Origin of the sequence: Sediminibacterium roseum (genome assembly GCF_009939005.1) — a bacterium.
Classification (GTDB): domain Bacteria; phylum Bacteroidota; class Bacteroidia; order Chitinophagales; family Chitinophagaceae; genus Sediminibacterium; species Sediminibacterium roseum.
Genome location: NZ_JAACJS010000015.1, coordinates 752,083 through 774,802 on the forward strand (window position 1 = coordinate 752,083; position 22,720 = coordinate 774,802).

The following is a 22,720-nucleotide window of genomic DNA, read 5'->3' on the forward strand; positions in this document are numbered from 1 at the left end:
ATTATTTTTTTGCACGCTGGTATTGCAGCGGCCATTCAACATCGTGTTGCAATTCGGATGCTGCATGCAATGGGAAGTACGGATCGCGCAACAGTTCCCTTGCAATGAAGATGAGATCGGCCTCGTGGTTTTGCAAAATGGTTTCGGCCTGCTGCGCACCGGTGATGAGCCCTACGGCGCCTGTCAGGATACCTGTCTTTTCCTTGATCTCTTTTGCAAACTGAACCTGGTAGCCTGGCTCCACCGGGATTTTTGCATGGCCTATATTTCCCCCGCTCGAGGTATCGATCAAGGCAACGCCGGACTCTTTCAGGAGACTGGACAGTTTTACAGATTCCTCAATGTTCCAACCGCCCTCGCTCCAGTCTGTGGCAGATATGCGCACGAACACAGGAAGATGGGCCGGCCATACCTCTTTGATGTTTTCCACCACTTCGAACAGCAGGCGCACCCTGTTCTCAAAGCTGTCGCCGTAGTCATCGGTTCTTGTATTGCTCAAGGGGGAAAGGAACTGGTGCAACAGGTAACCGTGCGCCGCATGTATTTCTATTACTTCATACCCGGCATCCAGCGAACGTTTTGCAGCATTGGTAAAATCGGTGATCACTTTATCGATGCCGTTTTTATCTAGCGCAACGGGCTGCATGGTTCCTTCCTTGAAGGGAATGGTGCTTGGCGCAACCACCTGCCAGCCGCCCTTGGCGGGGTCAATTTGCTGTCCACCGTTCCACGGCTCTGCGCAACTCGCTTTTCTTCCCGCGTGCGCGAGCTGGATACCGGGAACGGCGCCGTGCTTTTTGATGAACCTGTTGATGTGTTTCAGTTCAGTGATGTGCTCGTCTTTCCAGATACCAAGATCCGCAGGGCTGATCCGGCCTTCCGGCGATACGGCACAGGCTTCGGTAATCACCAGTCCCGCACCGCCAACCGCACGGCTTCCGAGGTGAACCAGGTGCCAGTCGTTTGCAAAACCATCCTCCGAAGAATATTCGCACATCGGGGAAACAACAATGCGGTTTTTTAAAGTGATGGATCCTATTGTCAAGGGTTCGAACAGCTTTGCCATGGTATAATTGAGTTGGGTGAATGATTGAACAAGTATAACTGCTTTCATCGGAATATTGTTCACTAAGATTGGAATACGGTCAGGTCAGAATCATTGAAAGAATGTGTGGCTGAATTAATTTCACTGCGATATTACGCAAAACAATAAACGGTAAAAATCAGGTATAAACACCTGGTAAGGAATGATCTTTCGGTTCTAGTTTTGTGGATATAAAAGCGGCCCTTATGTCAACGCAAATTAATTATACGGAACCCACTACTATGGCAAAGAAACCAGGCAACCCTGGTTCGCTGCGCCGAAAACAACCGTTGCATGTTGGAAATTTTTATCTGGCATTTCCTTACCTCGTCACGCTTGTTTTAAAAAATAGGTTTTAAGCCGGATCTCTGCACACACTAAAAAATAGAAAATGACGGCATCAACAAACATACAGTTATACGAAAACTTAAAAAAGAAGCTGGGGACCAGTGAGGCCGAAGCTTTGGTTGATTTTGTAGATTCCAGGTTAAAAGATTCGAATGATAACAATACAAAATTGTTGGCTACAAAGGAAGACGTTAAAGATTTGAAATTTGAACTTACCCAGGAGATTTCTGGTTTGAGGTTAGATATTGAACGCCTCACCACAAAGGGCCAGGCCTGGATGATCAGGATCTTTGTGGCGCTGGTTCTAATGCTTATCACGCTTCTGCTAAAAAAATAGTCTCGCGCCCAGGCCATTGTTCGAAACAAAAAGGCCCTCACTTTCGTGAGAGCCTTTGCTATCTATTCGTGTCCAAACCTGGATCTACTTCATCCAGATGCTTATTTCACTTCCTCAAACTGCGCATCTTCTACATCGTTGCTTTTGGGCGCACCCTCCTGCGGGCCTTGCGGGCCGGCTCCGGGTTGTTGCTGGGCCGCGCCGTCTGCCTGCGCTTTGTAGATCTCTTCGCTGGCAGCCGTCCATGCAGTGTTCATTTCTGCCATAGCCGTATCAATTGCCGCGAGGTCCTGGTTCTTGTGCGCTTCTTTCAGTTTTTCAAGAGCCGCTTCTATCGGTGCTTTTTTATCGGCAGGGATCTTATCGCCAAACTCTTTGATCTGTTTTTCTGTCTGGAAGATCATACTGTCTGCAGCATTGACCTTTTCAACTTTCTCCTTCGCTTCCCTATCCGCTACTTCATTAGCTTTCGCCTCTGCCTTCATTTTCTCCACTTCTTCTTTGCTCAAACCACTTCCTGCCTCGATGCGGATCTTCTGCTCTTTACCGGTGCCTTTGTCTTTCGCACTTACATGCAACATACCGTTCGCATCAATGTCAAATGTTACTTCAATCTGCGGAACGCCACGTGGTGCCGGTGGAATACCGTCGAGGTTGAACATACCCAAGCTCTTGTTCTGGTTCGCCATCGGCCTTTCTCCCTGTAATACATGGATCTGTACGCCTGGCTGGTTATCGCTCGCGGTAGAATATACCTCTGTTTTCTTGGTAGGGATGGTGGTGTTCGAAGGGATCATTGTTGTCATCACACCGCCCATGGTTTCGATACCAAGGCTCAATGGTGTTACGTCGAGCAACAATACGTCTTTCACATCACCGCTCAATACCGCACCCTGGATAGCCGCACCCAGTGCAACCACCTCATCCGGGTTTACACCCTTGTTTGGTTTTTTGCCGAAGAACTTCTCTACGATCTCCTGTACTTTAGGGATCCTTGTTGATCCACCCACCAGTATCACTTCGTTGATATCATTCACTGTGTATCCGGCATCTTTCAATGCTTCTTCGCATGGTTTAAGGCAGCGTGCGAACAATTTGTCCGACAACTGCTCAAATTTTGCGCGGCTCAGTTTCAGCACAAGGTGTTTGGGAACTCCGTCTACTGCTGTGATGTAAGGGAGGTTGATCTCTGTCTCTGAAGAAGAGCTCAACTCCACTTTCGCTTTTTCAGACGCTTCCTTCAAACGCTGCAATGCCATCGGATCTTTTCTCAGATCGATCGCTTCCTGCGATTTGAATTCGTCGGCGAGCCAGTCCATAATCACTTTATCAAAATCGTCACCACCCAGGTGTGTATCACCGTTGGTTGATTTTACTTCAAATACGCCATCGCCCAGTTCGAGGATGGAAATATCGAACGTACCACCACCCAGGTCAAATACGGCGATCTTCTGGTCGGCGTGTTTTTTATCCAACCCATACGCCAATGCTGCTGCGGTTGGCTCGTTCACGATACGGCGCACGTTCAATCCTGCGATCTCGCCGGCTTCTTTGGTTGCCTGGCGCTGCGCGTCGTTAAAATAAGCCGGAACGGTGATCACCGCTTCGGTAACTTCCTGCCCCAGGTAATCTTCCGCCGTTTTCTTCATTTTCTGAAGAATCATCGCCGAGATCTCCTGTGGTGTATACAACCGGTCCTCGATCGCTACACGAACCGTATTATTGTCACCTTTGGCAACCTTATAGCTCCAATGGCTTATCTCTTCGGTCACTTCGTCGTAACGGCGACCCATAAAACGTTTCACACTGCTGATGGTATGGTGCGGGTTGGTGATGGCCTGCCTTTTGGCAGGATCGCCCACTTTACGCTCCCCATTCTTTAAGAACGCCACTACCGAAGGCGTAGTTCTACGGCCCTCATCGTTGGCGATCACTACCGGCTCGTTACCTTCCATAACGGCCACACAACTGTTCGTTGTACCAAGGTCGATTCCAATTATTTTGCCCATAATCTTTGAGTTTCTGATGAATTAATCTCCTATATGCAGTCAATCCTCATGCCACCGCAGAAAACGTGCAAAAATGTCAGCCCAACTGCACGCTCGTCCTCATTCTTACAGTTAAGGTCTGTTAAAAGCAAGATTTCTGGCAGTTTTTGCCGATCAAAGCCCTTTAATCCTTAGTTTTAAAGCACATCTTAATGTAGCTGGAAAGCCACACCACCTAACTTTGAAGATTCACCCCTAAATCCACTATCCGGCAAAAACCGATTAACCCCCTTGTGTACTTTTATAGTGAGATTGATGAGAACCGTTTTAATGTGCCGGCTAACCCTGCTGTTTTGTGTCGTTTTGTTGTGCAGTTCGTCGTGGGCGCAGCGTACCAATCTCCGCGGTAAAGTAACCAACGACTTTACCAAAGAACCCATTCCTTTTGCAAGCGTTTACTGGAAGAAAGCGGGCTTTGGCGTTAACAGCGACAGTTCCGGGCATTTTGTGATCAGGGTGAGCCATAACCTTATCGATACCCTCGTGGTAAGTTATGTGGGCTTTGCCGATGTGTTCAAACCATTCCGCAACAACGCAAAGGACACTGCAGAGATTGAAATGGTGATGCGCGACCTGAAACAGGGCAGCGCCGTGGAAGTAAAATCAAAATTCAGCAAAGGCCTCCGCTGGTGGCGGAACGTGGTTACGCACAAAAAGACCAACAACCCTTACAAATACACCAGCTACGCCTACGAACTATACAGTAAGATGGAGCTCGATATGAGCAACGTGAACAAACGGTATTTTACAGATAAAAAACTGCTCAAACCCTTTGCTTTCCTGCTGGATAACATCGACAGCACATCAGACCACAAGCCTTTTCTGCCGATGTACATGACGGAGGCGCTCTCCGACTACTATTACTCCGTAGATCCGCACCGCGTACGCGAAGAGATCAAGGCCGCCAAAACAGACGGCATGAAGAACGAAAGCGTATTGCAGTTCATTGGCGGCATCAACCAGAAAGTGAATGTGTACGAAAATTTCACCAACGCGCTGGGGAAAGAATTCATCAGTCCGCTCAGCGATTTCGGCGACAAATATTACAACTACAAAGGCGCCGATACACAATACATCGCCGGGCAGCGTTACCTGCACCTGCTGTTTACACCAAAGCGCGAAGGGGAAAATACATTTGCCGGCGACTGCTGGATCCATGGTGGCAACTGGGGCATTTACAGCATCAACCTCAACATCTCTCAAACAGCAGACATCAACTATGTAAACAGGTTGAGCATTGTGCAGGAGTTCCGCATGGGGGCAGACAGTGCGTGGATGTTTTCGAAAGACAAAACGGTGATCGATTTCACCCCTTTTGGCAAGGAGAAATTATCCTTCATTGCACGAAGAACGAGTACCTATAAGAATGTTCGCGTGAACGATCCTTCCATTTTGCAGCGGCTCGCAATGAATGCGCAGAAAGAAGAAGTGGTTGTTGCAGACAATGCGCGCGACAAAGACAAGCAGTTCTGGGAAAAAGAAAGACACGAAGACCTTTCGGTGAATGAAAAGAAAGTGTACAAGATGATGGACACGATCAAAACCATTCCCGCTTTTATCAAATACACCAAGATACTCACCTTTGTTTTTGACGGGCACAAGAAGTTTGGCAAGATAGAGATCGGCCCCTGGTACAAATGGATCAGCGGCAACCAGCTTGAAAAGATACGCATGCGCTTTGATCTTGGTACCACCGAAGAATTCAGCAAAAACCTCCGCCTCCACGGTTACCTCGCCTATGGCTTTAAGGATGCAAGACTGAAAGGGCGGTTCGATGTTACTTATAAATTACCCGGCGACCAGGGCATCACCCTTTTCGCTTCATATACGCACGATCTTGACAATGGGCGGACACGGTACAACGATGAAGACATCACCACGGATAATATTTTCAGCCAGCTCATACGGAGAAAAGGAGTGCCGCAGAAGTTCCTCGGTGTTGATGAATTGAAATTTGCAGTAACAAAAGAGTGGAAGAACAAGTTCTCTGTACAACCCTTCTTCACACGCAGCGTTTATGAAACCTTCCAGCCCTTACCGGCCGCCCGTACCTTGTTCAGCCGTATTTCGCAGGAACACATTACGAATGCCGAGGCGGGTTTCAAACTGAGGTATGCGCCGGGAGAACGCACGTTCTCGCGCCACCGCAAGGAGATCAAACTGAAAAGCAATATGCCGGTTTTTGAGGGCCGGATCGCTTTTGGCGTGCAGGATCTTTTCAAATCGGATTACAGCTATACAAGACTGGCCGCAAGCATCACGCACGCTACGCGCATCCCGCGCTGGGGCAAGATCAACTACATGTTGTACGGCGGCGGGGTGATGACGCCGGAGCCGCTTCCTTTTATGTTGCTCGAAATTCACCCGGGTAACGAAGTGTACTACTACAACAAGCAATCGTTTAACCTGATGAACCGTTTTGAATACATCAGCGATCATTATGCAGGTATCAATATCGAGCATAACATAGAAAAGAAATTGCTCAACCTTCTTCCTTTCATGCGCAAATCGAACATGCGCCAGTTCTGGAACGTGAAAGCGGTTTGGGGCGATCTTTCGGAAACCAATCGCAAGCTCAACATCCAGGATTATTATTACGAGTACCGCCAGCGTTCACTGCGCGGCGGGTTCTACACAGAGATAGGAACGGGTTTTGAAAATATTTTCAAACTGCTTCGCATCGACCTTGTGTGGAGAAATGCACCGCTGCGCAATATCCCGCCGGGACTAAACCCGAACCTGTTTAAATCAAACACAAACGATTTTGGCGTGTTCGGCAGTGTGCGTTTGCAGTTTTAAGGTGGGTAGAGCGATACCGGCCGGGAAACATCTCTCCCGGATCGTCTATACGGTATTATGTAAAAAAGCAGTTTCTGTATCTTTAATACATGAAACTTCTCCTTACTTCCCTCCTTCTTTTCATACACGCCGCTTTGTTTGCCGCTGCTGTTGACCTGAAAGCAGGCATGGTGATCACAAGCTCCGTTACCATCCATGCGAACCGTTATGCATTGAATGCACCGGAAGAGCTGCAAAAACCATTGATCATAATTGAAGGAAGCAACATCACCGTTGATTTCAACCATGCTGTTTTACAGGGGTCGAACGACAAAAGCCGCCCGGATGAGTTTTACGGGCTTGCCATCCTTATCAAAAAAGGATCGAAGAACATCACGTTGAAAAATGCAGAAGTGCACGGGTACAAAGTGGCGGTAATGGCAGACAGCGTACAAAACATCACCATCGAAAACTGCGACCTGAGTTACAACTGGCGGCAGCAACTCAAAAGCAACCGCGAGCGTGAAGACATCAGCGACTGGATGAGCTACCACAAGAACGAGAACGATGAGTGGCTGCGTTATGGCGCCGCTATTTATTTGAAGAACTGTACGCGGTCGTTCATCACCAACAATACGGTTACCGGCGGCCAATGCGCATTGATGATGGTGCGTTGTGAAAAGATACAGGTGAACAACAATACGTTTGCATTCAACTCCGGCATCGGCATTGGTCTGTACAGGAGCAGCAATAACAAGATCTACCACAACCGGATCGATTACAACATACGCGGTGTGCATTTCGGAAAATACAACCGCGGGCAAGACAGTGCCGGTATTCTTGTATTTGAACAAAGCAGCAACAACATCTTTGCCTACAACTCGGCCACGCACAGCGGCGATGGTTTTTTTCTCTGGGCAGGACAAACCACAATGGATACCGGCTCCGGTGGCTGCAACGATAATTTTATTTATGGAAACGATTTTTCATACGCACCCACCAACGGCATCGAGGTAACCTTCAGCAGCAACCTGATCATGAAAAATGTGGTGAAAGAGTGCGACCACGGCATCTGGGGCGGTTACAGTTACCAGACCGACATCACCGACAATCTTTTTGAGAACAACCGCATAGGCATTGCCATAGAGCATGGGCAGGATATGAACATCGTGCTCAATAGTTTTACCAACGACAAGACGGGAATAAAGCTGTGGTCGCGCGAAAAACAACCCGAGGACTGGATCTATGCAAAAAAACGAAACACCGACAGCCGCAATTACTGGATAGCGGTGAACCGTTTTACGGGCAACGACAAGGCATTCGACATCATGGGCACAGATACGGTGGCATTCAGCGGAAATACAAAATTCAATGTGAAGGAAAACCTCGTGCTTGGCGACAGAACAAGCGAGATCGATACTTCGCGGGAAGATGAATTGCTGGATATGGATTACCAGAAAGACGAGCGTTTGAAAACCATCAAAGACACGGCAAGGCCAACAATGGTCTTCCCGCAGGGTAAAAAGGAAATGCGCATTACAGAATGGGGCCCTTATGATTTCAACTACCCGCTTGTTTGGCTGAAAAATGTGGACAGTACCGGCCTGTATCATTTCGAAATACTGGGACCCAAAGGAAATTGGGAGCTGGAGCACACAAACGGGTTTACGGTTGTTAACAAAGGAGACGGAGGATTTCCTTCCGTGATCGAGGCGCGCGTTGACAAAACAATTGCTAACAGGAACATCGTCTTAAAATACAATGGGCCCTCGTACAAAGATGTTTTCGGGAAAAAGATGGATAGCACTGCAGCGCACACATTTGCCTACCATGAATTTCAACCGACCTCGAAATGGGATGTACGTTTTTACAAATGGGAAGCCGCACACGACCCTTCCAAAGACTACAACCAGTTTGCGGGTTTATTCGATGCGGCGCAACCGGCGTATACAAGTATGGTTGACAAACCGGATTACATATGGTGGGGCGCGATCGGGAAAAACCTGCCGGCAGATTCTTTTGCTACGGTTGCCACTACGGCCATGGAGCTTGAAGCAGGCGAATACAATATTGGTATTACTGCAGACGATTATGTAAAATTATTCATCGATGGCAAAGAAGTGATCGATGCATGGAACAGTAAATACACGGAGCTTGATGAGAATACGCACCACCGGGCCACGATCAGGTTGAACAAGGGCATGCACGATTTCAAAATTGTGCATGCGGAAAATAAGGGGTTGGCGAGCCTGCAGTTTTACATGGATCCTGTTGAGCATTCAAGGTGACCGCAACAGTAACTATCCGCAAGGTTTTGCGTCGCGCACAAACCTCCAAACACTTGTCCTGAAATATTTTATTATTTATTTGTTTTTTTGTATATGTAAATATTTTCGCTCTATCTTTAAACCACTCCCCCATGGCTATATTTTCTGCAATTTAATTAATGTTAGTCAACACATTTTTTTGCCATGCCTTTAAAAAAGTCTAATTGCGGTAAATTCTCGCTGATTTTTTTGCTGTTGTTTGTGGTTACCACTGCTGCGCGTGCGCAGGTGAAAAATTCGCTGGAGCTTACGCCATTTCTCAGATTTGATAAATACCCTCAATTCTCTTATGTTATCGGTGGAAGGTCCAGTACGGATTTTGTTGACATAAAAGGTTCGGGATGGGGTTTTGATGTTTTTTACAAGAGAAGTGTTTCAAAAATATGGTCGGTGCGAACGGGGCTTGGTTACTACAAATATGCTTTCAATAAAATAACCCGTCGCAACACTTCGTTTGGCAACAGCGTAACCAGGGAAATCAATTACCCAAGCCCTCTGCTGATCGCGTTTCTCACGGACAAATACTGGTATCATACGATTGATGTGACCGTCGGGCTGGAAAGAGAATTGAATTTCAAAAACGGCTTTCGCGTAAGGCTGGCGGGCGATCTAAAAAATTATTTTACCTACAGCCAGTATTATCAACTGTCTTATAACCCTGGCGGAAGTGTCGATTATAATAAGAACGCTTTTAAATATTTCGCGACATCAGTTGTGGCAAAAATAGACCTGGCAAAAAATATTGGGGATCAGTTGAGCCTCGGCCCCTCGCTCTCCCTGCCCGTTTTCGACATCTGGAAAACGGACGACACTTTTCCGGAAGAAACAGGAAAAGGGAACAGGAGTAAATTTTCGATGGGATTTGGTATTGGACTGTCGCTTAGCTACTATTTGAATTAAAAAACAATGCTCTACTGAAACAGCGGAAAAAACCAAACCGTCGAACCCTGCCGCCCGGGCAAGAAAAAAGCCTGTAATGATTACAGGCTTTCAATTTAAATAAGTGCGAAAGAGGAGATTCGAACTCCCACGCCCGGTAAAAGGCGCTACCACCTCAAAGTAGTGCGTCTACCAATTTCGCCACCTTCGCATCTTTGGGAATGCAAATGTAGGGGAAAGGATCAAAAAAAAGAGCAGTAATCTGGGTAAAATCTGTTTTTTTCTGGCGGTTCCGGGCCCGCAAAAAGGCCGTGGATCCAAAACGGAAATCCCCGTTACATCCTTTCCGGCACCCTGATCCCCAGCACACCCATCCCGTTTTTAATTGCCTGGGCCGTGAGCTGTGCCAGTTGGAGCCTGAGGATCTTTTTTTCTTCGCTCTCCGCGTTGGCAATCGAATGCTCCGTGTAGAATGAATTAAATATTTTAGAAAGATTGAATACATAGATCGCCACTTTTGAGGGGTCGTGTTCGGTGGCCGCATCCTTAAGTACCGATGGGTACATCTCGAGGTGGATCGCCAGTTCTTTCTCGAGCGGTAACAGGCTTTCCGTTTGCAGGTGGCCGATCAGGTGATCCGTATTTTCCCTTGTCTTTCGCAGGATGCTTTTGATCCGCGCATGTGTATACTGGATGAACGGCCCGGTGAACCCATGAAAATCGATGCTTTCTTCCGGGTTAAACACCATCTTCTTTTTGGGGTCTACCCGCAGCAGGAAAAATTTGAGGGCGCCGAGCCCGATGGTATCGTACAATTCTTTCAATTCTTCCTCTGTAAAATCTTTTACCTTACCCAGCTCCTCGGTTTTCTGCTTCGCGATGTTCACCATTTCTGCAACAAGGTCGTCGGCATCAACAACAGTTCCTTCGCGGCTTTTCATTTTACCGGTTGGCAATTCCACCATGCCGTAACTGAGGTGGTAAATTCCATCTGCAGAAGGCAGGCCGAGTTTCTGGCAGATGAGTTTCAAAACCTTGAAATGGTAGTTCTGCTCATCCCCCACTACGTATATGCTCTGGCTGGCGTTGAATTCTTTTTGTTTCTGTTCTGCAAGGCCTATGTCCTGCGTAATGTAAACGGAAGTGCCGTCTTTTCTTCTCACCAGTTTTTCGTCCAACCCATCCGCGGTGAGATCGATCCAAACGCTGCCATCCGGTTTCTGGTAAAAAACGCCCTTGGCAAGACCCGATTCCACGAGGTCCTTTCCGAGCAGGTAGGTATCGCTTTCGTAATAGATCTTGTCGAAATCGCTTCCGATTCTTTCATAGGTTGCGTCAAATCCTTCGTACACCCAACTGTTCATCCTGCGCCAGAGATCCATCACCTCGGGTTTTCCAGCCTCCCAATCGAGCAGCATCTGCTGCGTGGCCTTCATTACCGGCGCTTCTTTCTCGGCCTCTTCCTGCGATCTGCCCGCGGCTTTCAGCTCTTCCGTCTGCCGCTTGTATTCGTTGTTGAACTTAACATAGTAATCGCCCACAAAATGGTCCCCCTTTGTATGGGTACTTTCGGGCGTTTCGCCGTTGCCGAACATCTGCCAGGCGATCATGCTTTTGCAGATGTGTATGCCGCGGTCGTTAACGATGCATGTTTTCACCACATCATTACCCGTTGCCTTCAATATTTCAGCAATGCTTCTTCCCAGGAAATTGTTGCGCAGGTGCCCGAGGTGCAAAGGCTTGTTGGTATTGGGCGATGAATATTCCACCATCACCTTTTCATGATTGGCCGGTGCGTTTCCGAATGAATCGTCCCTGTAATTTTCGTGGAGAAAGGTGAGCCAGAAAGCATCTGCCACCGACAGGTTCAGGAAACCTTTGATCACGTTAAAACCTGTAAACAGGTCCGGGTTGGTGGCAACAATGTGTCCGCCCAGCTCCGCCCCCAAAGCATCGGGAGACTTTTTCAGTTGTTTGATGAAGGCAAAAAGCACCACGGTATAATCCCCCTCGAATTCGGGTTTGGTGGCATTCACCAGCACATCTGCGGGTTGTAACTCAATGCCATACAACTGGTGGATGGCAGTGGCAGTAACCTCTTTTATCTTTTGTACAACGCTCATTTCTTAACAATTTCGGCTCGCAAAAGTAACCATTTAAGCGCTACCTTCGTTGCCACTTTATGCGAAAGCTGCATGATACCATCCGTGGCCTCATACTTAATATGGTGGACCTGTTTTACCCGATTTTCAGGCGGGTGATGCCGTTGCAGACTTTCCGTTATGCCGCCTGCGGCGGTTTTAATACGTTATTGGATATTTCATTGTTCTTTGTTTCGTACAATTTCATCCTCTACAAACAGGATGTGCACTTTTACTCCATTACCATCGGCGCGCACATTGCCGCGTTCCTGATCAGTTTCTGCATTACGTTCCCGATCGGGTTCTACCTGAGCCGTTACGTGGTTTTCCAGGAAACATCTGTTTCAAAAAGGGCGCAGCTGAAAAAATATTTTATGGTGGTAATGGGATGCCTCTGCCTGAACTATGGCTTCCTGAAACTGTTTGTGAACGTGTTCGGATGGTACCCCACTCCTTCCAAACTCGTCACCACTTTTTTTGTGGTGGCTTTCAGTTATCTTACACAAAAGAATTATACATTCAAAGGAGCGGTTTCGGGATAAGCATCCGGGATCACAGGCTGGAAACCCGGCGTACCATCGTTCATCCAGTAACCCCGTTTTCCTGGTTGCCCGCTTCCCCTTTACTTTGTAAAAAACAAGACAATGGCAGATTATAAGATCACATGCCCAAACTGCAATACCGAATTTGAACCCGGGGAGTCTACCCGCGTTCAGATTGAAAATGAGCTGCGCGGCAAAATGGAAGAATGGCGGAAAAAGAAAGACGAAGAGTTTAAAAAAAGGGAACAACTGTTCGACCAGCAACTCAAAGCCAAAGAAGAAGAAACACGCAAACAGATAGACGCGGAAAAAAAGAGGCTCAAAGACGAGCTCGAATCTTCCATCCGGAAATCAATGGCCAGCGATTTTGAGAACCAGATCCAACTGCTCAAGCAAAGCGACCAGGAAAAAGAAGAGAAATTAAGAGAGGCACGCAAAAAAGAACTCGAGTTCCTGCAGAAAGAAAAAATGCTGCAGACAAAAGAAGAAGAACTTGAATTGACCCTTCAACGCCAGTTGATGGAAGAACGCGAGCGGCTCAAAGAACAACTGCAAAAAGACGAGGCAGAAAAATTGAGCATGAAGGAACAGGAATTCCTGCTGCGCCTGAAGGAAAAAGACAAACAGCTCGAGGACCAGAAAAAACTGGTTGAAGAAATGCGCCGCAAAGGCGAGCAGGGCAGCACACAACTGCAGGGAGAAGTACTGGAGCTCACGCTGGAAACACTGCTCAAAACGGAATTTTCGAACGACGATATCCGCGAAGTAAAAAAAGGGGAAGAAGGCGGCGACATCATCCAGGAAGTACGCAACGAGCTGCGGAAATCCTGCGGCGTTATTGTGTGGGAAACCAAACGCGCAAAGAACTGGAGCGATAAATGGATAGACAAACTGAAAGAAGATACACAGAAAGGCAATGCAGACATCGCGGTGCTGGTAACGCAAACCGTTCCGAAAGACGTAGACAGGTTTGGCAGGAAAGACGGTATCTGGATCTGTTGCCTTGCAGATGTAAAACTGGTGGCCAGCATCCTGCGGGAAAGCCTGATCAAACATTATGAAACCACCAGGGTGCTGGACAATGTAAGCGACAAAAAAGAAACCTTGTACAAATACATGACGAGTAATGAGTTCAAACAAAAATGGGAAGCCATCATTACTACTTACATGAACATGCAGAAACAGATCACCAAAGAAAAAATAAGGGTGAGCAAAGACTGGGCAGAACGCGAGAAACAATTACAGATCATGCTCCATAATTCAATGGGCTTTCTGGGTGATGTAAAAGGGATAGGCGGCCTGGAAATAAAAGAGATCAACCTGCTCGAGGAAGGCGAGAATGAATAACAGTTTCGAAAATACAACGGGCAGCAACCAGGCAGAAAAACCATCGAGGAAAAAACCCATCTTCCCCGTTCATCCCGCACTGCGCCAGTACCTGGTGAATTACGGAAGAGAGGTGAAACTTCCTGTAAGCTACCAGGACCTGCAAAGGTTTACGTATACTGTGCCGCTGCAAGACAAGTTCGGCAAAGACACGGCATGGGAAAAAGCCACGTACGACATGCGCGAATGGGAATTTCTCAGGGAAAACCTGGTACGCATTTATGCGATCCTGAAAACAGAGGGGGATATGAGCTTCATCAACCACCTCGATGTGGCGAGAATTGATTTCTGTTATTTCGGAAACAGCCAGCCATTCAGGATCCGCATTGTAAATAAATTCAACGACAACTACGATCATTATTACATCAAGCAGGCAGATGCCAGCAGGATCTATGGATTGGAACTCGAGCATTTGCTCTCGCCCAACCGGATGCTGTATTTTACAGATAAGAATACATTGATAGAAGAACATGTGCCCGGCATTCCGGGCGATGTGTTCATCAGCGATTACCTGAAAGACCCGAACACCAACCTCATCCGCCTCGCAAAGGAGTTTGTAAAATTCAACGAACGTTGCTTTGTGCATTTGCTGGGCGATATGCGGTCGTATAATTTTGTTGTGAACATCACACCCGATATCGAAGATTTCCAATACCGCATACGCGCCATCGACTTTGACCAGCAATCGTACGAAGGAAGAAAGAACCTGTACCTGCCGCAGTTTTTTAAAGAGAACAAGGCGCTGGTTGATATTGTGATCCGCCACCTCGACAAAGACTCCATTGCGCAATACCAGGCAGAAGAAAGAACGATGATGACATTCAGGCTTGCCTCCGCGCGGTATAGGGTGAAAGAGATCCTGGATATTATGGCAACCGATCCCATTTCAACCCGGGAAAAATTTGAACAGCTTAAAAATGAACTGGCAGAATACTTCAACAATACCGCGTATTACAAACGGGCAAAAACGATGGGCCAGCTCGTAAAGATGCAGTTGAAACAAACCTTGCAGAAAAACCTCCTGCTGGTGCCAAAAACAAAAAGCCGGTTTGATGATTGATGCCAAACGCATATTATACAACCGATACGACGAACAGTTGCTGAACGGTTTGCAGGAAGTGGTCTTCAACAAGACCGGCGACCTTTTCGTTGCGTACACAGTTGTTCCGGTTAAGAGCGACTTGTTCAATGAACTGTTTGAGATGCATCTCCATGAAAAGAGTTATACTACCAGGGTTGGACAAAAAAGAAATGAAGACGATCAGGAGAGAAACGGGTCGTGGACCGGGCACAATCCATTCGAACCTGATCTTAAAACATCTATTGCAGAAGGTGTTTTCGAATACGCCACCGTTTTTTTCAGGGGTTATTATTTTGAAAAGGAATGGTATGTAACAGAAGACGTGGCCTATTTCGATACAATGGAAACCCTTGGCAACCATGTATCGGATCTGCGCAACGAGATCGAAACCCCGGAATGGACAGCACCCCTTCCGCCAACCTACGAGATGATAGACATCGACCTGTTAAACAAAACGCTTTCGGATACCGGTGTTACGGTTGCCGATTACATCCAACGCACTTCGTACGACCAGCTTCCGAAAGTAACAAAGCTGCAATCACCAAACCTGCGCCCGTATGTGGGCATGCCTTTACCGGTGGCACATTTAAAATGGGAACTGAAAGAAAAACTGAACAGGGAATACGAAGCATACATTAATTCGTCCGTTTTTATTCCTTTTTTCCGGATGTTAAAGGACCAGTTTGCAGATGAATTCAGTTGGGTGTATCCATCTTATGGGCCCGCTTATCCATTGATCTACCCCCAAAACAAAGCGTACGTGATGGCGGTGGCAGGGGTTACCGATAAAAACAAACACTCGCGTTTGTACTATTTTCTTCACATCCCTGCAGAACAAAAAATATACGAATGGAGCTACCCGGCAACAAGAACGCCGCAAGAGCCTGGTTTATCTGAGATCCAGGAAAACCTTGCGGGCCTGTCTGATTGGGGAAACGATTACGATGTTATGGATCCATCTGTAACCATGGACGATGTTCATTTCTGGAATGAATATGTTCTGAAAAAAGAAGAAGGTAAATATTTGTATTTGTCAGAAACAAAAGTGGAAAACCATCTTCGCGATACCTACCCTCATTTCTAGCGGGGCGATTCGCCTGCGATCCAGGCCAGGCTCAGGCCATCTCTCATGTGAAAATGAATATCGAGCGGTACATGTGTATTATCTTTCGAAAATGTTGATGGAACGATGCCCCCATCATTAAAAGCAAAAGGTTCGGTGCGCAATACCTCGCTGAAATCAACATCACCATTGCCCCACCATTTGAACATAGATTCTTTTGCGCTCCACAACAAAGTGAGCAGCGGAACCTGTTGTTGCAGGTCGTGCGAATGCACAAAAAGCAGTTCGTCTGCGTGCAGGAATTTGTGTTTGATCTTTTCAATACGCGGTGTGATCATTTCAATATCTATGCCCACGCGCTGCGAGCTGCTCACAATTGCCGCTGCATAATCACCGCAATGCGAGATGGAGAAATGGTATTGCTCCTCGGGAAGAAAAGGTTTTCTCGTGTCGGCGATCATGATCTCGGCATGCGGAAAATCGGGAAACAGGAAAAGGAGCAGGTACCTGCCGGCAAGATGCTGCAACCGTTTGTGCGGGTGTGTGATCTCCCGTTTTACAGGTACGGCGTTGAGGAAAAAAGATTCGGGTTCCTCGATCTTCCAGACACCCAGCTTCGTGGTTAAGTTGATATCTTGTTGATAAAACAGCGGCACAGCGTAAATTTAGAAATTACATTGCAGGTTTAAGATTTATTTGCATTCAATTCATAAATAATCATCCGAATGATCCTTACAGATACACGCATTCTCGAAGAAATGGCCAAGGGAACGATCAAGATCGAACCGTACAACCGCGCCGATCTTGGCAGCAACAGTTACGATGTACACCTGGGCAAAACCCTTGCCACTTACGTGGATGCTGAGCTGGATGCAAAAAAACACAACAAGATCACCCACTTCGAAATCCCGGATGAAGGTTTTGTTTTGCAGCCGCATGTTTTTTACCTAGGCGTTACCGAAGAGTATACCGAAACGCATGCGCATGTTCCATTTCTCGAGGGCAAATCGTCAACGGGCCGCCTGGGCATCGATATACATGCCACTGCCGGCAAGGGCGATGTGGGCTTCTGCGGCAACTGGACGCTTGAGATCTCCTGCAAGCAACCCGTGCGCATTTACAAGGGCATGCCCATCGGCCAGCTCATCTATTTTCCCGTAGAAGGCATCATCGAAGTAAAATACAACCAGAAAGGCAACGCCAAATACAGCGGGCAACCGAATATGCCGGTGGAAAGCATGATGTGGAAGAATAGTTTCTAATTTTCTCCGCAAGCGCTTACGCCGGGTTCAGCTTCCAGATGGCCGCATTCAGAGCCGTGGCGAAGCTAACCCACAGGATATAGGGCACAAGGAGCCATGCGGCGGCCGGTTTTATTTGATAGAACCGGATGATGGTGAGCAGGATGCAGACCCACATCACAACGATCTCGACCAGTGCCCAGCCCACCTGGTGCTGGTTGAAAAAGATGATCGACCATGAAAAATTGAGTACAAACTGGATGATGAAAATGGTAAGCGCCTTGTTGCGCCGGTCGGAAGACGGCTGTTTCCACACCATGTACAAACTGATCCCCATCAGCGTATAAAGCAGGCTCCATACGGGCCCAAACAGCCAGTTTGGCGGCTGGAAAGAAGGCTTCTGCAAAGTAGCGTACCAACCGCCAATCTCGGGCGCGGTAAACAACCCGCCGAGCGTTCCGATCCCGAGCGTGAAAAGTATAGACAGGATTAGTTTTATGACCGGTTTCATTTTCATGATTTCAATATTTAAAAAAACGTTCCATCGAAAGCTTTACGGCGCACACTCACAATTTTCCATACTTTTTCTGATACGAGATCAGCCAGCCGATCACTTCGTTGTAGCTTTCTATTCCCTTGTTCTGCTTGTTCATTTTCAGGTACTGGTCGTACATGTTCGACACTGCCGGTGAGAGCCTGTGTTTTCTTTTCTGGAAAAACTCGCGTACTTCTTTCCGTTCTTTCTTCACCAGGGTATCGAGTTGTGAACGGTTGTACTGAACAACGGAATCGAATGTTTTGAAATCGGTCTCCGTTCTGAACATAAACAATTCTTCGCCCTGCGCATAACTGAAGAGATCGTTGTACAACGAATAACGGAAATAAGGATCGGCCGACTCCGCCGCCGCCAGGTAACCCACAAAATTTGCCTCGCTCTCGCTTGCATAACCCAGCTGGTGCGCCATTTCGTGCGTAACAATATAGGGAACAAGGATCCGCGGAATATCCGTACGCAGTTGCGCCTCGCCGGTAAACGGATTGTAATAACCCGTGAACCCCATGTAATCGCCCAGCACACTGAACAGGCTTCCTTTAACGGAACGGTTGCCATAGTTGAGAAAATAATGCTGGTAAGAAGCCGTCTGGTACGCCAGGAATGCCTCCCGGTAAATAGAATCAAGAGGCGGCGTGGGCAGTATGGAATCTTTGATCAACCGCCTGCACTCGTTCACTTTAACGATGAGCCGGTTGGTAAGCTGCACCACCTCTTCCCTGGTATAGCTGGTTTTGTTGATGCCAAGCTGGTACGAAATACCGAGGCGGTCGTAGTTGAGTCCCCAGGCCAGTTTAAACACCACGTAGATCCAAAGGATGCGTTTTACCATCCTGAAAAGCGTGTGTTTGAACATTTCCCCGGAATGATCGCGCCGGATGATCCGCCTGATCCATAAAACCAGTTTTACCAGGATCCAGATGGAAAGGGCCACGTACAGGACATCCCCCAAACTAAACGGCAGCCAACGGGTGATCATGCGCTGGGTGGTAGAAATACCCCGGTAAACGCCGGTAGAATACCAGCGTTCAACGGCAGCGGGAAACAGGGAAAAGATGAAAATGAGTATGGAAACAGTCAAAAGCAGCGCGAAACGCAGCCATTTATGACCGGAAATTCTGAAATTTGTGTTCATAACACAAATATACCCCGCCTGCCGCTTGCGTAGCCAACCCTGAAATCCCGGCCGGGAGTGGTTTTTCTTGGTATTTCGCCCATTTTGCCGTAATTTTGCAAGCCCTTAAAAAACGGTTATGAATCAGCGTAGGGAATTTGAAATAGCATTCGTTGGTTTGAAGCCGGGTGTTCATGTTTATGAGTACCATATTGAGGATAAGTTCTTTGTTCCTTACGGACCGCAGGATTTTGAAAACTGTAACGCGGATGTCAAGCTGAGTCTTGAAAAGAACAACGGTTTTATGCTGTTGAAATTTGACATCGACGGAACGGTTGACGTAACCTGCGACAGGTGCGGAAACACATTGACGGCGCAGCTTTGGGACGAGTTCAACATCATTGTAAAGATGGTGGACGATCCCGAGCCGATGAACGAAACGGAAGAAGATCCTGATGTGTATTACATCAGCCGCGGCGAGAGTCATTTGTTTGTTGGGGACTGGATCTACGAATTTGTGAACCTGAGTATCCCGCTGCAGAAAATGTGTGGCAAAGATGAAAAAGGGAATTCCAAATGCAACCCGGAAGTGCTGGAGAAGCTGAGGAAAATGGAAGAAGACACCCAGAAAGACAACAACAAGGCCTGGAAGGGGCTGGATAAATTCAAAAACCTGGAATAATTTTTTTTAATAGAAGTACTATAAATTTCGAGATATGCCGAATCCTAAACGCAGACATTCGCAGCAGCGTAGCGCAAAGAGAAGAACACACTACGTGGCTCAGGAAGTTACATTAAGCAAAGACAGCACCACAGGTGAAACCCATGTACGCCACCGCGCGCACGTGAGCGAAGGTAAATTGTTCTACAAAGGGAAAGTAGTAGCTGAGAAAGCTCCTCTGAAAGCGTAACCTTTTAGTTCAATTTAAGCTTCTGCCACGATGAATATTGGCCTGGACATGATGGGTGGAGATTTTGCACCGCTTGAGGCGGTGAAAGGCTTGCAGCTATACCTGTCTGGCAGTAACCGCACGGCGTCTCTATACTGCATAGGTGATGAAACACTGGTAAAACCTCTCCTGGAGGAACACCAGGTTGCATCACCTAATTTGCATTTGGTACATGCCCCCGAAGTGATCGGTTACCACGAACATCCCACCAAGGCCCTGAAAGAAAAACAACGGTCGTCCATTGCCATCGGTTTCCATATGCTCGCCACCGGCAAGATCGATGCTTTTATCAGCGCCGGTAATACGGGCGCGATGCTGGTTGGCGCAATGTTCAGCATCAAAACAATACCGGGCGTGCTGCGCCCCACCATCTCAACCGTTATCCCAAAACTGGATGGTGGCACAGGTATCATCATGGATGCTGGGCTGAACTCGGATTGCAAGCCGGAACAACTGGACCAGTTTGCGGTATTGGGCAGCCTCTATGCAGGGAACATCTTCAACATAGACAACCCCAAAGTAGGGCTGATCAATGTGGGCGAAGAAGAAGGCAAGGGAAACCTGCTGGCACAGGCCACCTATCCCCTGCTGAAAGAAAACAAAAAGATCAATTTTGTCGGAAACATAGAGGGGCGCGATCTTTTTAACAACAAGGCAGATGTGATGATCTGCGATGGTTTTACCGGCAACATCATCCTCAAAATGGCAGAATCTGTGTACGACCTTGTGCAGGCGCGCGGTTATGCCAACGACGAATACTTCACCCGTTTTCATTACGAAAATTATGGCGGAACACCGGTTCTCGGTGTAAACAGGCCGGTGATCATCGGCCATGGAATCTCCCATGCCAAGGCTTTCAAGAACATGATCTCCGTTGCAGAAAAGATGATCGAAAGCGATGTATGCGGCAAGATCACCGCACTTTTCTCTAATAATCTCCCTGAATAAAGAACAAAGCGGTTTCCGGAACTGTAGCCTGTTGGCCCGGCGATGGTATGCCCAGGCTAAGCTCCCCGGCCATTTTCCACATTTCATCCCTGATATTTACCGTTCATCACAATTCAAAATTTCTGCGGATTGGCGTTTAAATCGCCGAAAGCCCCGTCATTACTACGTTTCAAAGCATTACTCACTATTATCCATTGCCGTAATACCAACTTAAAGAAGGTACTTTGTTTTGCATAGTACTATCAATCGACATATCTTTGTTCTATCAAAGTAAATAACCTCTTAAAAATAACCTTTATGAAAAAGCTCATTTTCACCGTTTACGTAGCCGCCCTGGTTGCACTTGTTCCCGCCGTCATTGCAGGCTATCTGAACCGCAGTAAAAAAGCCGGCGATGTTAAGACCGAGGAAACACTTGCCAGGGAATCTGACAACCGCCACGATGATGGAAGCATCCTTCACCTGGTGCGTACATTTTAACCGGGCGGGCTGGAAAAAAATTAACACCTACCTTCGCGCCAAACAAGTGTTAGTTTATGTGGCTCAACAACATCCTCGAAACCATTGGCAATACTCCCCTGATCAGGCTCAATAAGATCACGAAAGACATACCCGCAACTGTTTTGGCGAAAGTGGATTATTTCAATCCCGGCAACTCCATCAAAGACCGCATGGCGCTGAAGATGGTAGAAGTGGCCGAGAAAGAAGGCAAGCTGAAACCCGGCGGTACCATCATCGAAGGAACAAGTGGAAATACGGGCATGGGCCTTGCCCTGGCGGCCTGTGTGAAAGGTTACAAATGCATCTTCGTTACCACCGACAAACAATCCAAAGAGAAAGCAGACATATTGAAAGCGGTTGGCGCAGAAGTGATCGTTTGCCCCACAAACGTTCTGCCCGAAGACCCTAAAAGTTATTATTCCGTTGCCAAACGACTCGGCAAAGAGATCCCGAATTCAATGTACATGAACCAGTACGATAACCTGGCGAACCGCCAGGCGCACTACGAAAGTACAGGCCCCGAAATATGGGAGCAGACAGAAGGAAAGATCACTCACCTTGTTTGCACCGCGGGAACCGGCGGAACCATCGTTGGTTCTGCGATGTACCTCAAAGAAAAAAATCCGAACATAAAAGTATGGGCCATCGATGTATACGGTTCATTGCTTACCAAATATTTTAATACGGGTGAAATAGACATGAACGAAGTGCACCCGTACATATCCGAAGGATTCGGAGAAGACTTTGTGCCACAGAATTACGACATGAGCGTAATAGATAAATTTGAACAGGTAACGGATAAAGACGGCGCCGTAATGGCAAGACGCATCGCCAAAGAAGAAGGTCTCTTTTGCGGGTACAGCGCCGGCAGTTGCCTGCAGGGATTGATGCAACTCAAATCAACACTCACAAAAGATGATGTGGTGGTATGTATCTTCCACGACCATGGCAGCCGCTACGTAGGAAAAATTTACAACGACCAGTGGATGATGGAACGCGGTTTCTTGGATGTAAAAACTTTTAAAGACATCGTAAGCGGGCGCAGCTCTCAACGCCTTGTAACCCTCGAGCCAACGCACACGGTTGCGGAAGCCGTTGAAATGATGAAGAAATACGATATCGAGCACATCCCTGTAATGAGCAACGGCGATTCCATCGGCGCGGTTAGTGAAAACGGTTTGTTCCAGAAAGTATTCAGCAATCATCCTGAAATAAAAACCGCAACTGTTGAAAGCGTACTGGAACCCGCCTACCCGGTTGTTGCTTTTGATACACCGGTTGAAAGACTGGGCAGCCTCATCACAAAAGAAAACGGCGCGGTACTTGCAAAGGATGAAAAGGGCGAATACCACATCGTTACAAAATATGATGTGATACAAAGCCTGGCGAAATAATTTTA

At 47.4% G+C, this 22,720-nt stretch carries 20 protein-coding genes and 1 tRNA gene; 14 read left to right on the forward strand and 7 right to left on the reverse strand.

Annotation, left to right across the window (positions count from 1 at the left end; genetic code table 11):
- Position 1: 1 nt before the first annotated feature.
- Positions 2 to 1,114 (reverse strand): NADPH dehydrogenase NamA, encoded by a 1,113-nt coding sequence (gene namA / locus GWC95_RS14440; RefSeq protein ID WP_237722167.1) that lies wholly within the window; start codon positions 1,112 to 1,114, stop codon positions 2 to 4.
- A 361-nt stretch (positions 1,115 to 1,475) separates the two neighbouring features.
- Between namA and GWC95_RS14445 the strand changes: the two genes are divergently transcribed.
- On the forward strand, positions 1,476 to 1,769 hold the full coding sequence (locus GWC95_RS14445; RefSeq protein WP_161819425.1) for a hypothetical protein: 294 nt from the start codon (positions 1,476 to 1,478) through the stop codon (positions 1,767 to 1,769).
- A 101-nt stretch (positions 1,770 to 1,870) separates the two neighbouring features.
- Here the strand turns inward: GWC95_RS14445 and dnaK are convergent, their stop codons facing one another.
- The gene (gene dnaK, locus GWC95_RS14450) at positions 1,871 to 3,778 is read right to left on the reverse strand and encodes a molecular chaperone DnaK (RefSeq protein ID WP_161819426.1); all 1,908 of its coding nucleotides are present in this window, start codon (positions 3,776 to 3,778) and stop codon (positions 1,871 to 1,873) included.
- A gap of 294 nt (positions 3,779 to 4,072) precedes the next feature.
- Here dnaK and GWC95_RS14455 point away from each other — a divergent pair, with 294 nt between their 5' ends.
- The 3 genes from GWC95_RS14455 (at position 4,073) to GWC95_RS14465 (ending at position 9,822) form a co-directional block, all read left to right on the forward strand.
- A complete protein-coding gene (locus tag GWC95_RS14455) occupies positions 4,073 to 6,616 on the forward strand; it encodes a DUF5686 and carboxypeptidase-like regulatory domain-containing protein (RefSeq protein ID WP_161819427.1) in 2,544 nt (847 codons plus the stop codon).
- Positions 6,617 to 6,705: 89 nt separating this feature from the next.
- Positions 6,706 to 8,883, forward strand: coding sequence for a right-handed parallel beta-helix repeat-containing protein (locus GWC95_RS14460; protein ID WP_161819428.1), 2,178 nt, complete (start codon positions 6,706 to 6,708; stop codon positions 8,881 to 8,883).
- A 183-nt stretch (positions 8,884 to 9,066) separates the two neighbouring features.
- Entirely contained in the window at positions 9,067 to 9,822 is a 756-nt protein-coding gene (locus GWC95_RS14465) for a hypothetical protein (RefSeq protein ID WP_161819429.1), read from the forward strand.
- 104 nt (positions 9,823 to 9,926) lie between these two features.
- Here the strand turns inward: GWC95_RS14465 and GWC95_RS14470 are convergent.
- Both GWC95_RS14470 and argS read right to left on the reverse strand, forming a co-directional pair.
- Positions 9,927 to 10,012, reverse strand: a tRNA-Leu gene (locus GWC95_RS14470).
- A gap of 124 nt (positions 10,013 to 10,136) precedes the next feature.
- Positions 10,137 to 11,924, reverse strand: a complete 1,788-nt coding sequence (gene argS, locus GWC95_RS14475) for an arginine--tRNA ligase (RefSeq protein WP_161819430.1) — start codon at positions 11,922 to 11,924, stop codon at positions 10,137 to 10,139.
- Positions 11,925 to 11,983: 59 nt separating this feature from the next.
- Here argS and GWC95_RS14480 point away from each other — a divergent pair, with 59 nt between their 5' ends.
- From GWC95_RS14480 to GWC95_RS14495, 4 genes are all read left to right on the forward strand, one after another.
- Complete coding sequence (locus GWC95_RS14480) at positions 11,984 to 12,484, forward strand: GtrA family protein (protein WP_161819431.1); 501 nt, start codon at positions 11,984 to 11,986, stop codon at positions 12,482 to 12,484.
- A gap of 102 nt (positions 12,485 to 12,586) precedes the next feature.
- Positions 12,587 to 13,831, forward strand: coding sequence for a DUF2130 domain-containing protein (locus GWC95_RS14485; protein WP_161819432.1), 1,245 nt, complete (start codon positions 12,587 to 12,589; stop codon positions 13,829 to 13,831).
- Entirely contained in the window at positions 13,824 to 14,930 is a 1,107-nt protein-coding gene (locus tag GWC95_RS14490; RefSeq protein ID WP_161819433.1) for a hypothetical protein, read from the forward strand. The genes GWC95_RS14485 and GWC95_RS14490 overlap by 8 nt, the downstream gene beginning before the upstream one ends.
- The gene (locus tag GWC95_RS14495) at positions 14,923 to 16,035 is read left to right on the forward strand and encodes a hypothetical protein (RefSeq protein WP_161819434.1); all 1,113 of its coding nucleotides are present in this window, start codon (positions 14,923 to 14,925) and stop codon (positions 16,033 to 16,035) included. Before GWC95_RS14490 ends, GWC95_RS14495 begins: the two co-directional genes overlap by 8 nt.
- On the opposite strand, the gene GWC95_RS14500 is transcribed toward GWC95_RS14495, so the two are convergent.
- Positions 16,032 to 16,670, reverse strand: coding sequence for a 4'-phosphopantetheinyl transferase family protein (locus GWC95_RS14500; protein ID WP_161819435.1), 639 nt, complete (start codon positions 16,668 to 16,670; stop codon positions 16,032 to 16,034). The two genes, GWC95_RS14495 and GWC95_RS14500, sit on opposite strands and share 4 nt — an antisense overlap.
- A gap of 69 nt (positions 16,671 to 16,739) precedes the next feature.
- Here GWC95_RS14500 and dcd point away from each other — a divergent pair, with 69 nt between their 5' ends.
- Positions 16,740 to 17,276 (forward strand): dCTP deaminase, encoded by a 537-nt coding sequence (gene dcd, locus GWC95_RS14505; protein WP_161819436.1) that lies wholly within the window; start codon positions 16,740 to 16,742, stop codon positions 17,274 to 17,276.
- Positions 17,277 to 17,292: 16 nt separating this feature from the next.
- On the opposite strand, the gene GWC95_RS14510 is transcribed toward dcd, so the two are convergent.
- Positions 17,293 to 17,766 carry a TspO/MBR family protein gene (locus GWC95_RS14510; RefSeq protein ID WP_202630298.1) on the reverse strand — a complete coding sequence of 158 codons (474 nt, stop codon included), beginning with the start codon at positions 17,764 to 17,766 and terminating at the stop codon, positions 17,293 to 17,295.
- 55 nt (positions 17,767 to 17,821) lie between these two features.
- A complete protein-coding gene (locus GWC95_RS14515; RefSeq protein ID WP_161819438.1) occupies positions 17,822 to 18,943 on the reverse strand; it encodes a DUF3810 domain-containing protein in 1,122 nt (373 codons plus the stop codon).
- A 118-nt stretch (positions 18,944 to 19,061) separates the two neighbouring features.
- On the opposite strand from GWC95_RS14515, the gene GWC95_RS14520 reads away from it, so the two are divergent.
- From GWC95_RS14520 to GWC95_RS14540, 5 genes are all read left to right on the forward strand, one after another.
- Positions 19,062 to 19,604, forward strand: a complete 543-nt coding sequence (locus GWC95_RS14520) for a YceD family protein (RefSeq protein ID WP_161819439.1) — start codon at positions 19,062 to 19,064, stop codon at positions 19,602 to 19,604.
- Between the two features lie 34 nt (positions 19,605 to 19,638).
- The gene (gene rpmF / locus GWC95_RS14525; protein ID WP_161819440.1) at positions 19,639 to 19,833 is read left to right on the forward strand and encodes a 50S ribosomal protein L32; all 195 of its coding nucleotides are present in this window, start codon (positions 19,639 to 19,641) and stop codon (positions 19,831 to 19,833) included.
- Positions 19,834 to 19,863: 30 nt separating this feature from the next.
- Positions 19,864 to 20,820 carry a phosphate acyltransferase PlsX gene (plsX, locus tag GWC95_RS14530; protein ID WP_161819441.1) on the forward strand — a complete coding sequence of 319 codons (957 nt, stop codon included), beginning with the start codon at positions 19,864 to 19,866 and terminating at the stop codon, positions 20,818 to 20,820.
- A gap of 297 nt (positions 20,821 to 21,117) precedes the next feature.
- Positions 21,118 to 21,300: a hypothetical protein gene (locus tag GWC95_RS14535; RefSeq protein WP_161819442.1), complete on the forward strand. Its 183-nt coding sequence runs from the start codon at positions 21,118 to 21,120 to the stop codon at positions 21,298 to 21,300.
- Positions 21,301 to 21,356: 56 nt separating this feature from the next.
- The gene (locus GWC95_RS14540; RefSeq protein WP_161819443.1) at positions 21,357 to 22,715 is read left to right on the forward strand and encodes a pyridoxal-phosphate dependent enzyme; all 1,359 of its coding nucleotides are present in this window, start codon (positions 21,357 to 21,359) and stop codon (positions 22,713 to 22,715) included.
- Positions 22,716 to 22,720: the final 5 nt, after the last annotated feature.

Bases quoted from the DNA above. Each gene is read 5' to 3' on its own strand.
- namA (WP_237722167.1), bottom strand. From the start codon at position 1,114: ATGAAAGCAGTTATACTTGTTCAATCATTCACCCAACTCAATTATACC.
- GWC95_RS14445 (WP_161819425.1), top strand. From the start codon at position 1,476: ATGACGGCATCAACAAACATACAGTTATACGAAAACTTAAAAAAGAAG.
- dnaK (WP_161819426.1), bottom strand. From the start codon at position 3,778: ATGGGCAAAATAATTGGAATCGACCTTGGTACAACGAACAGTTGTGTG.
- GWC95_RS14455 (WP_161819427.1), top strand. From the start codon at position 4,073: ATGAGAACCGTTTTAATGTGCCGGCTAACCCTGCTGTTTTGTGTCGTT.
- GWC95_RS14460 (WP_161819428.1), top strand. From the start codon at position 6,706: ATGAAACTTCTCCTTACTTCCCTCCTTCTTTTCATACACGCCGCTTTG.
- GWC95_RS14465 (WP_161819429.1), top strand. From the start codon at position 9,067: ATGCCTTTAAAAAAGTCTAATTGCGGTAAATTCTCGCTGATTTTTTTG.
- argS (WP_161819430.1), bottom strand. From the start codon at position 11,924: ATGAGCGTTGTACAAAAGATAAAAGAGGTTACTGCCACTGCCATCCAC.
- GWC95_RS14480 (WP_161819431.1), top strand. From the start codon at position 11,984: ATGCGAAAGCTGCATGATACCATCCGTGGCCTCATACTTAATATGGTG.
- GWC95_RS14485 (WP_161819432.1), top strand. From the start codon at position 12,587: ATGGCAGATTATAAGATCACATGCCCAAACTGCAATACCGAATTTGAA.
- GWC95_RS14490 (WP_161819433.1), top strand. From the start codon at position 13,824: ATGAATAACAGTTTCGAAAATACAACGGGCAGCAACCAGGCAGAAAAA.
- GWC95_RS14495 (WP_161819434.1), top strand. From the start codon at position 14,923: ATGATTGATGCCAAACGCATATTATACAACCGATACGACGAACAGTTG.
- dcd (WP_161819436.1), top strand. From the start codon at position 16,740: ATGATCCTTACAGATACACGCATTCTCGAAGAAATGGCCAAGGGAACG.
- GWC95_RS14510 (WP_202630298.1), bottom strand. From the start codon at position 17,766: ATGAAACCGGTCATAAAACTAATCCTGTCTATACTTTTCACGCTCGGG.
- GWC95_RS14515 (WP_161819438.1), bottom strand. From the start codon at position 18,943: ATGAACACAAATTTCAGAATTTCCGGTCATAAATGGCTGCGTTTCGCG.
- GWC95_RS14520 (WP_161819439.1), top strand. From the start codon at position 19,062: ATGAATCAGCGTAGGGAATTTGAAATAGCATTCGTTGGTTTGAAGCCG.
- rpmF (WP_161819440.1), top strand. From the start codon at position 19,639: ATGCCGAATCCTAAACGCAGACATTCGCAGCAGCGTAGCGCAAAGAGA.
- plsX (WP_161819441.1), top strand. From the start codon at position 19,864: ATGAATATTGGCCTGGACATGATGGGTGGAGATTTTGCACCGCTTGAG.
- GWC95_RS14535 (WP_161819442.1), top strand. From the start codon at position 21,118: ATGAAAAAGCTCATTTTCACCGTTTACGTAGCCGCCCTGGTTGCACTT.
- GWC95_RS14540 (WP_161819443.1), top strand. From the start codon at position 21,357: ATGTGGCTCAACAACATCCTCGAAACCATTGGCAATACTCCCCTGATC.